This is a genomic window from Catenovulum agarivorans DS-2, from assembly GCF_000568405.1.
GTDB lineage: Bacteria > Pseudomonadota > Gammaproteobacteria > Enterobacterales > Alteromonadaceae > Catenovulum > Catenovulum agarivorans_A.
Genome location: NZ_ARZY01000067.1, coordinates 1 through 7,428, shown reverse-complemented (window position 1 = coordinate 7,428; position 7,428 = coordinate 1). Strand labels below are relative to the sequence as shown.

The 7,428-nt window shown below is 39.5% G+C and carries 8 protein-coding genes and 4 tRNA genes; 11 read left to right on the top strand and 1 reads right to left on the bottom strand.

What is annotated here, in order from left to right:
• The first annotated feature begins 107 nt into the window (after nucleotides 1-107).
• Nucleotides 108-1,055, top strand: coding sequence for a hypothetical protein (locus tag DS2_RS19005; RefSeq protein WP_152537651.1), 948 nt, complete (start codon nucleotides 108-110; stop codon nucleotides 1,053-1,055).
• 73 nt (nucleotides 1,056-1,128) lie between these two features.
• On the opposite strand, the gene DS2_RS19000 is transcribed toward DS2_RS19005, so the two are convergent.
• A complete protein-coding gene (locus DS2_RS19000; protein ID WP_035016658.1) occupies nucleotides 1,129-1,317 on the bottom strand; it encodes a hypothetical protein in 189 nt (62 codons plus the stop codon).
• A gap of 263 nt (nucleotides 1,318-1,580) precedes the next feature.
• Between DS2_RS19000 and DS2_RS18995 the strand changes: the two genes are divergently transcribed.
• The 10 genes from DS2_RS18995 to DS2_RS18950 all read left to right on the top strand — a co-directional run bounded on the left by DS2_RS18995 (nucleotide 1,581) and on the right by DS2_RS18950 (nucleotide 7,326).
• The gene (locus DS2_RS18995) at nucleotides 1,581-2,012 is read left to right on the top strand and encodes a DUF3859 domain-containing protein (protein ID WP_035016657.1); all 432 of its coding nucleotides are present in this window, start codon (nucleotides 1,581-1,583) and stop codon (nucleotides 2,010-2,012) included.
• Nucleotides 2,013-3,311, top strand: coding sequence for a CRISPR-associated protein Csx16 (gene csx16, locus DS2_RS18990; protein ID WP_035016656.1), 1,299 nt, complete (start codon nucleotides 2,013-2,015; stop codon nucleotides 3,309-3,311).
• Nucleotides 3,304-4,371, top strand: a complete 1,068-nt coding sequence (gene murB, locus DS2_RS18985) for a UDP-N-acetylmuramate dehydrogenase (RefSeq protein ID WP_035016655.1) — start codon at nucleotides 3,304-3,306, stop codon at nucleotides 4,369-4,371. Before csx16 ends, murB begins: the two co-directional genes overlap by 8 nt.
• On the top strand, nucleotides 4,371-5,330 hold the full coding sequence (locus DS2_RS18980) for a biotin--[acetyl-CoA-carboxylase] ligase (protein ID WP_035016654.1): 960 nt from the start codon (nucleotides 4,371-4,373) through the stop codon (nucleotides 5,328-5,330). The genes murB and DS2_RS18980 overlap by 1 nt, the downstream gene beginning before the upstream one ends.
• Nucleotides 5,327-6,043 carry a type III pantothenate kinase gene (locus DS2_RS18975; RefSeq protein ID WP_035016653.1) on the top strand — a complete coding sequence of 239 codons (717 nt, stop codon included), beginning with the start codon at nucleotides 5,327-5,329 and terminating at the stop codon, nucleotides 6,041-6,043. Before DS2_RS18980 ends, DS2_RS18975 begins: the two co-directional genes overlap by 4 nt.
• A gap of 120 nt (nucleotides 6,044-6,163) precedes the next feature.
• Nucleotides 6,164-6,811, top strand: a complete 648-nt coding sequence (locus DS2_RS18970; protein ID WP_035016652.1) for a tetratricopeptide repeat protein — start codon at nucleotides 6,164-6,166, stop codon at nucleotides 6,809-6,811.
• Nucleotides 6,812-6,958: 147 nt separating this feature from the next.
• Nucleotides 6,959-7,034, top strand: a tRNA-Thr gene (locus DS2_RS18965).
• A 17-nt stretch (nucleotides 7,035-7,051) separates the two neighbouring features.
• Nucleotides 7,052-7,136, top strand: a tRNA-Tyr gene (locus DS2_RS18960).
• 33 nt (nucleotides 7,137-7,169) lie between these two features.
• Nucleotides 7,170-7,244 (top strand) — tRNA-Gly (locus tag DS2_RS18955).
• Between the two features lie 6 nt (nucleotides 7,245-7,250).
• Nucleotides 7,251-7,326: transfer RNA gene (locus DS2_RS18950), tRNA-Thr, on the top strand.
• Nucleotides 7,327-7,428 lie beyond the last annotated feature (102 nt).

Genomic DNA, 7,428 nt, shown 5'->3' with positions numbered 1-7,428 from the left:
ATTGAGTGACACAGATTTCTAAACACTACCCAACTCACACACCAATCACTGACTCTGAACTCATTATTGGTGATAAAGCCTTGTATTGGTCGGTTATCGGATTATCCGTGATTGTTTATTTTATTCTGTTATTGCTTTGGATTGGCTTATATAAAAAGCAAGCCAACCACGAACAATTTTATCAGGTATCTGCTGCTAAATTTGTGCTAATGAATACGCTGACCTTAGGTATGTTTTCGGCGTATTGGTTTTACCGAAATTTTAAACATATCCAATTTACTTACGAACAAGATATCAGCCCAGTGTGGCGTGCGATATTTTTTATCTTTTTTATCCATTCTTTATGGACTCAAGTACAAAAAAATTCAATTCGAAAAATAGCTTCTGACAGGCTGTTGGTTTATAGCATAGCAATGGGTTTAACTTGTTTGTTGATCAATATCTCTAGTGAGTTTGATATTGGGGTGTTCTTTGTGTTTACCGACTTAGCAATCGCCATTGTATTATTGCCTTTATTAAATGCAGTAAATCAACTTGAACAACAAGGCTCAGTTAAACAGGGCATTACCAGCAATTCAACTTTTAATGGGTTTCATATAGGCGTTGCATCTGCATATCTATTTATGACTGTGTTCACTGTGACTGAATTCTTCAATCTAACACCTCAAAATAAAGTAGTGGAAGGCAAAAAATTATGGCATCACGACATCAATATGATGGTGAATAAAGGCATTGTTCAACCTAAAGAACCAATTAAGCTTTTTTACAGTGATGCGTTAGTTTGGTTTAAGGCTGATGGTAACGGATTTACCGAGCAGCGAGTTTTTTCATATTGGGTGCTTGAAGGCGTGTTTTACTCTGAAGTAGCTGAATATCAAAATATTGCCAATATTAAAGTGGAGTGGGGGGAAGATGATGAGAATTCAGTTATCACCATTACTAGAACTGATAATAGCGAATTCTATTTGTATGTATCTTCGCTAGACGGCAAGGATAAAGAATTTGAATCAAAACTCAGAGCTTTGTGGCAAGTAAACAACAAATTGCCAAGTTAACTGATGCAAGTTAAACAAAAACGCCCAACATCGCTGGGCGTTTTTGTAATAAGCTTAAATTTTTGGTTGAGGTTTAAATTAACCAAAATACCAAAAAGGCAACAAAGCTACTGATACCAAAAAATGCATACTCTATGCGTGCCATAACCAATTGGTCGCGGTCTTCTTTGCGCTCAATCGCAGCTAAAACTACAAAAGTAATGAACATAGCTAATGCTAATAACATTGCGTTCACTTCTAACGCACTTAGTAAATTTTCCATCTCAATTCCAACTTAACTTATGTTCAATCGAACGATTGAAAATTATCAACTCAAAAAATCTGGCTATATTGTAATTAAGCAATGGCGCAAATGACAAGTTTTTATCCAAAATTGAGCTGATTTAGATCAAATTAACCTGAACTCTGGACAATACATTTGTTTATGTACTGAATTTACAGGCTAATTATATTGAATTTTTACTGTAAAGACGTAATGATCGGCGGTTTTAAACTCTCTCCTAGTTTTGATTTAGCGGTATTTATATGGCAAAAGCGAAAGCTCAAGTAGAAATTAAAAGTTATGGAATTTATAACTTATGGGATAAAGACGATAAAAAGTTACCCAAAGTACAAAAATTTACTAGCCAAGTGCCAGCTGAAGTTGATATAGAATTTGGTTTTATTGTCAATATTAAAAAAGCCAAAGGTCAGAAAATACGCTACTGTGTATACCACCCAAATATTCCGGATAAAAAAGGCAATGTAATGCCACCTTTTGATGGTGAAGAATATATTCGCAACAATAATTGGGACTTTTATTTAGGCGACACCATTTGGTTGCCAATAGAAGACAAAGTGGGTGAGTGGCGTATGACTATTGAAATTGATGGTGTTGAAATTGCCAGTAAAACGTTTGATGTTAACCTTCCTGAGTTAGACGGGGAAATCGGCTTTTGGAAAAGGCGTGGATTCTAAATGAAAAAGATCGCTATTGTGCCTTACGCGGGCGCACGTAAATGGCTTTACAAGCAAGTTAATAATATAGAAGCTTTTTACGATAGTCTGGATATATCCGTTGTTGAAGCTGGTGACCAAGTGTATGGATTGCTCAGTATAGAAGAAGCCGCCGAAGTTGTTGGCAAAGGCGCACAATACTTTAGTTTAAGTTGCCAACCTAGCTCGTTGCTAAATAGTAGTTATGAAACTTTTTTAAACGCGCAGCCTAAAATCACCAGTTTTGATATTCGAGCGCAACAACAAGGGGTTATCACCTCTGCCTGCCAGCGAGCACATCAGCGTACTGTCGCAAGTATTAATCGCCAATTAGATAAGCTACGCCACTATCGTATTGCCGATTTACGCCTTGCTTTTTATGCGTTGATGACGGCGACAGGCATTGGCATATTTGCAGACGCGGTAACTGGAGTTGAATTATTTAAAAATCATTTGGTTTACTGGTTTGACAAAGACAAAGCTTGGTTTGAGCAGCACTTTACTATTTATTGGTTGATTGAAATGTTGGCTGGTTTAATTATCTTTTTTACCGCATCGATAGGTTTACGTCACCAAGCAGCCAATTGGGTTCCGCTACGTGACGTCAAAAGACAAGATCCAGATAGAGCTTATGCGGCAATTGTTTTAACTTTGTCGACCGGTTATCGTTTTGAACAAAGAGACGGGAAATGGATTTTTATCAAACAAAAACAAATTGATCAGAATACGTTTACTCGGGCGACAGAAGTCGAACTGACTGGCAATTTGGATGAAGATCTAACCAAATTGGAGCCGTTAAAAATCCAATGGGAACTGATTTTGCGTATATTGCGCAGTCAGGCCAGCCACATTGAGCGTAAACTAAGCCACGCCGTGTTATTAGGTACTCAAGATTGCAGCATAAAGAATCGTGAAGGTTTAGTTGAGCGCATTGCGCCGGGTACGTACCCACAGATTAAAAATGCTTTAAATGTGCTTGCGTTATACCCAGAATTTAGAGCGATTAAATTTGAGTCTTACCCTGTACCCATTCCACCGAATGATATTGAAGCTTATTACAATGCGTATTTAAAAACTGCGCGAAAATGGCAACACCAATATAAGCTTGCTGAAGAAGATATGTTAATAGATATTACAGGTGGTAAATCAGTTAATAGTGTTGGGGCGGCTTTGGCCACTTTGCACAACAAGATGCAGTTTCATTATGTTGATACCAATAATTTAAATGATGTGCTGGTCTATCGTATGGAATTTAAGCAACAGAAGCATTTTCATGAGTAAGCACAAACTAATTCCAAATACTTTTGCGCTTAAATGCATCGCTGATAGCTCAATTACCTGGCCACAGCAACAAAATGAATTTGATAAAAATCAGCCCTATATCGTCGTGGGTGAAGGTTCAAACATTTTGTTATTGGATGAATCTTTTCATGGTCAGCTGATCCAAGTTTCCAATAACCAATTTGTGGTTAGTGAAACACCAGATACATATATAGTTGAACTGGGTGGGGGTCTTAATTGGCATAAAACTGTCGTTCAACTACTTGAACAGGGGATTAACGGCGCGGAAAATCTCGCTCTGATCCCGGGTACGGTCGGTGCTGCGCCTGTACAGAATATAGGTGCGTATGGAGTTGAAATCGCCCAGTTTGTCCACGCTATTGAAGCCTATGATGTTCAGTTAAATAAAATAGTTAAGTTTAATAACGACGATTGCCAGTTTGCCTATCGAGATTCAATCTTTAAACATCAAACTTATCAAGGTAAAAGCCGCTTTATTATTGAAACCGTCTGGCTTAAATTTTCTAAAGGTGCCCAAGTAGTTACAGAATATGGTCCATTAAAACAATTTGCCGATGACTATCAACGCCAGCATAACTGCTGTCCGACGGCCTCTTCTATATTCGACGAAGTATGCCGTATTCGCCAAAGCAAATTACCAAATCCGCATAAATTGGCTAATGCGGGCAGTTTTTTTAAAAATCCAATTGTTGAGCAGAATACAGCGTTACAATTACAGCAACAGGTTGAAGAATGCCTAGACATGCCAATTTACCCTTATGCCGATAATCTAGTTAAATTAGCCGCGGGCTTTTTAATTGATAAAGCGGGTTTAAAAGGCTATGCAGTGAATGATGCTCAGGTGCATCAATTGCAAGCGCTCGTGTTAACCAATAAAGGAAGTGCTAGAGGTGCGGATATTGCACTGTTGGCAAAAAAAGTTTGCGATAAAGTAAACCATATATATGCAATTGAACTGCAGCCCGAAGTGCGTTTTATCAGTTCCGCAGGTGAGGTTGATGCGGTGAGTTACTTAAACACTTTGTTGGATAAAAGCTAATGCAACACATGCCATTATTAGAAGTGCTTTGCGATAATAACTATCATTCAGGGGAAGACTTAGCTGCCAATTTTAAGGTGAGTCGAGCGACCATATCAAACTGGATAGGCCAGATTCGCCAATCAGGAATAGATATCCACTCAGTGCCCGGTCGTGGTTATGTCTTACCTAATCAAATGCAGCCACTAAACTTTGCAAACTTACAGGCGACTTTAACGGGGAACTTCCACTTTTTATTGTCTAGGGAAACTAATTCAACAAACGAAGAAGTTAAACAGCTTTTTAAACAAAAGCGCCTTGAACACGATGCAGTGGTATTGGCGGCAACAGATAAGCAAACTCAAGGGCGGGGCCGTCGTGGTCGAGTGTGGCATTCTCCTTTTGCACAAAACCTGTATTTTACATTGGGCATGCAACTCCACCTACCTATGGCTGAATTATCAGGATTGAGTTTAGTTGTTGGTATTGCAGTTGCCAAAGCATTGCAAACGTTCGGTCTAACCCCCCAGCTAAAATGGCCGAACGATGTATATCTAGAGGGGAAAAAGCTTGGTGGTATTTTGATTGAACTTGAGGGGAATTTTGAGCCACCTTATTCAGTAATTATGGGAGTTGGTTTGAATGTCAATATGGTTGATAACCAGCAAGGGATTGAGCAAGCATGGAATAGTTTAGCTTTGCATTCGGGCCACAACTGGGACCGGACTCAAGTGTTGACGAGTTTAATACAGCAAATTATCAATCAAACTAATATTTTTTGCCAACAAGGATTTTCTCCATTCGCAAAAATTTGGCCTGATTTTGATTTGTACCTTGACCAAAACGTCAATATTGTCAGTGGTCAACGAGTCGAGCAGGGCATTAATTTAGGGGTCGACGATAGAGGTAATCTACTGCTAAATCAGCATGAGCAGATTAAAGCGATAACTGGTGGTGAAGTTTCATTGAGGCCAGCATGAAAGTTTTAATGGTAGATGAAGGCAATAGCCGTGCAAAATTTGTGGTTTATCAAAATAATCAGTATGAGCCATTACCAAGTTGGCAGATTTGTTGTGAACAACATTCATCATTTGACAAGATATTAATTGCTAGCGTGAAAAGTGAAGCTGAATCAATTGCAAATGAAATCAAAGCTTTTTACCCAAATTGTTTAATTGAAGTATTAACGACACCCAAACAAGCATATGGACTGACCAATGCTTATATCGAATATCAACGTTTAGGCATAGATCGTTGGTTGGCCATGTTAGGTGCTCGTACAATCACAAACCACGCGTGTGTGGTGGTTGATGCAGGAACAGCTGTGACCATTGATGTGGTCGACGCCTCAGGCCAGCATTTAGGTGGATATATATTGCCAAATGTAGAATTTAGCGCAAATAAACTTGCAGAGCGGTCGGGTAAAATAACCTTAAATCATCCAACTCATCCTGAAATTAGTTTAGGGCAATCAACTGAGGCCTGCGTTTTTAACGGTTTGTATGCAAGTCACATTAGTTTAATTAAACAGGTAGTAGAGCAACAAGGGATCGTTAGCGGGAAAAAGCAACCAGTGGAGCTGCTCCTTACGGGGGGGAATAGTGATGTATATCACAACCTTTTAGTAAACAGCGCTGTGGCTAGTCGAGTTGAAAGCCTGTTGGTATTTATTGGTATACAGTGTTACCTGTAGAGCTGAATTAATCTAAGTAGCTTCTTACCCAACCTTTGGTACTCGCTATTTAAATTGATTTAGCTCTAAAATCGTTATTCAGATTCAGGTTCTTAAGAAAATAGATTACAAGGAATTTAAATGCGGTACCTTACTGTGATATTAGCTACAACACTATCTGCTTGCACTATGGTAAAACAAGGCGCGTTTATTGGTGCAAATAAACATTATGCTCAACAAAATTATGCTGAAGCAATCAGAGCAGCTGATAGCGCTCTTTTTAAGTATGATGCAGAGTACTCAAGTGCACAAAAGGCGAAGTTGTATTGGATAAAAGCACAAGCATATGATGCGTTAGGAGAAGCATCAAATGCCGAACAAGTGTATAAATTTATTGCAGCACAGTACCCTTCAACTCAAGAAGGGCTATCCGCTCAACAACATTTTGCAATTGATGATAATGTCGAAGTTGTGATGAGCAACGAAATACGTAAGCCAGTAGGGATTGCCAGTGAGACAAGTTTATCAAGCATGTGTCGCAGAGAAGCAGCAGTCAAAGCGCTTGAATATTTTGGTGTAACGCTGACTAACGTCAGTAGTTATACTCAAGAATATTCAGGTAGTGTGATGGGGGATCAAAAATTAGTTGAAGAAGTTAACCAGTGGATAGAACATGGAACTAATCAATCACAAGGCAGTATAAAAATTCATACCATCTATAGTATTAGCCATGAATTAGAAGCGACTCACTTGGTTCGTTGCAAACTTAAAGTTAGCAAAACTATTTAGTTGCAACCTTTACTGCGGTTAAATATCCAGCTAAATACATGGTTTTTGGTTATATAATCGTCGATTGAAAGAAAATATCATTTTTTTTCAAAAAAGGGGTTGCAACGCCCAGCAGGTTTCAATAAACTGCGCTCCACTTTTGACAGGGCCGGCTTAGCTCAGTTGGTAGAGCAACTGACTTGTAATCAGTAGGTCGCCAGTTCGATTCCGGCAGCCGGCACCATCAAAAACAAAGAATTCGGAGGGGTTCCCGAGTGGCCAAAGGGATCAGACTGTAAATCTGACGGCTCTGCCTTCGCTGGTTCGAATCCAGCCCCCTCCACCACGAATCACAGTTTGAGGTCTAAAAGCTCAGAGCGCGGGCATCGTATAATGGCTATTACCTCAGCCTTCCAAGCTGATGATGCGGGTTCGATTCCCGCTGCCCGCTCCAAGTTTTGCTGATATAGCTCAGTCGGTAGAGCGCACCCTTGGTAAGGGTGAGGTCCCCAGTTCAAATCTGGGTATCAGCACCACCTGATTTTAGCCTCCGACCGTGGCATCAATTAAATTTATCTGACAGAGTCAGAACTAAAGTTGAGGTCTGGAAAGTGGCTAAAGCAAAATTTGAACGTACT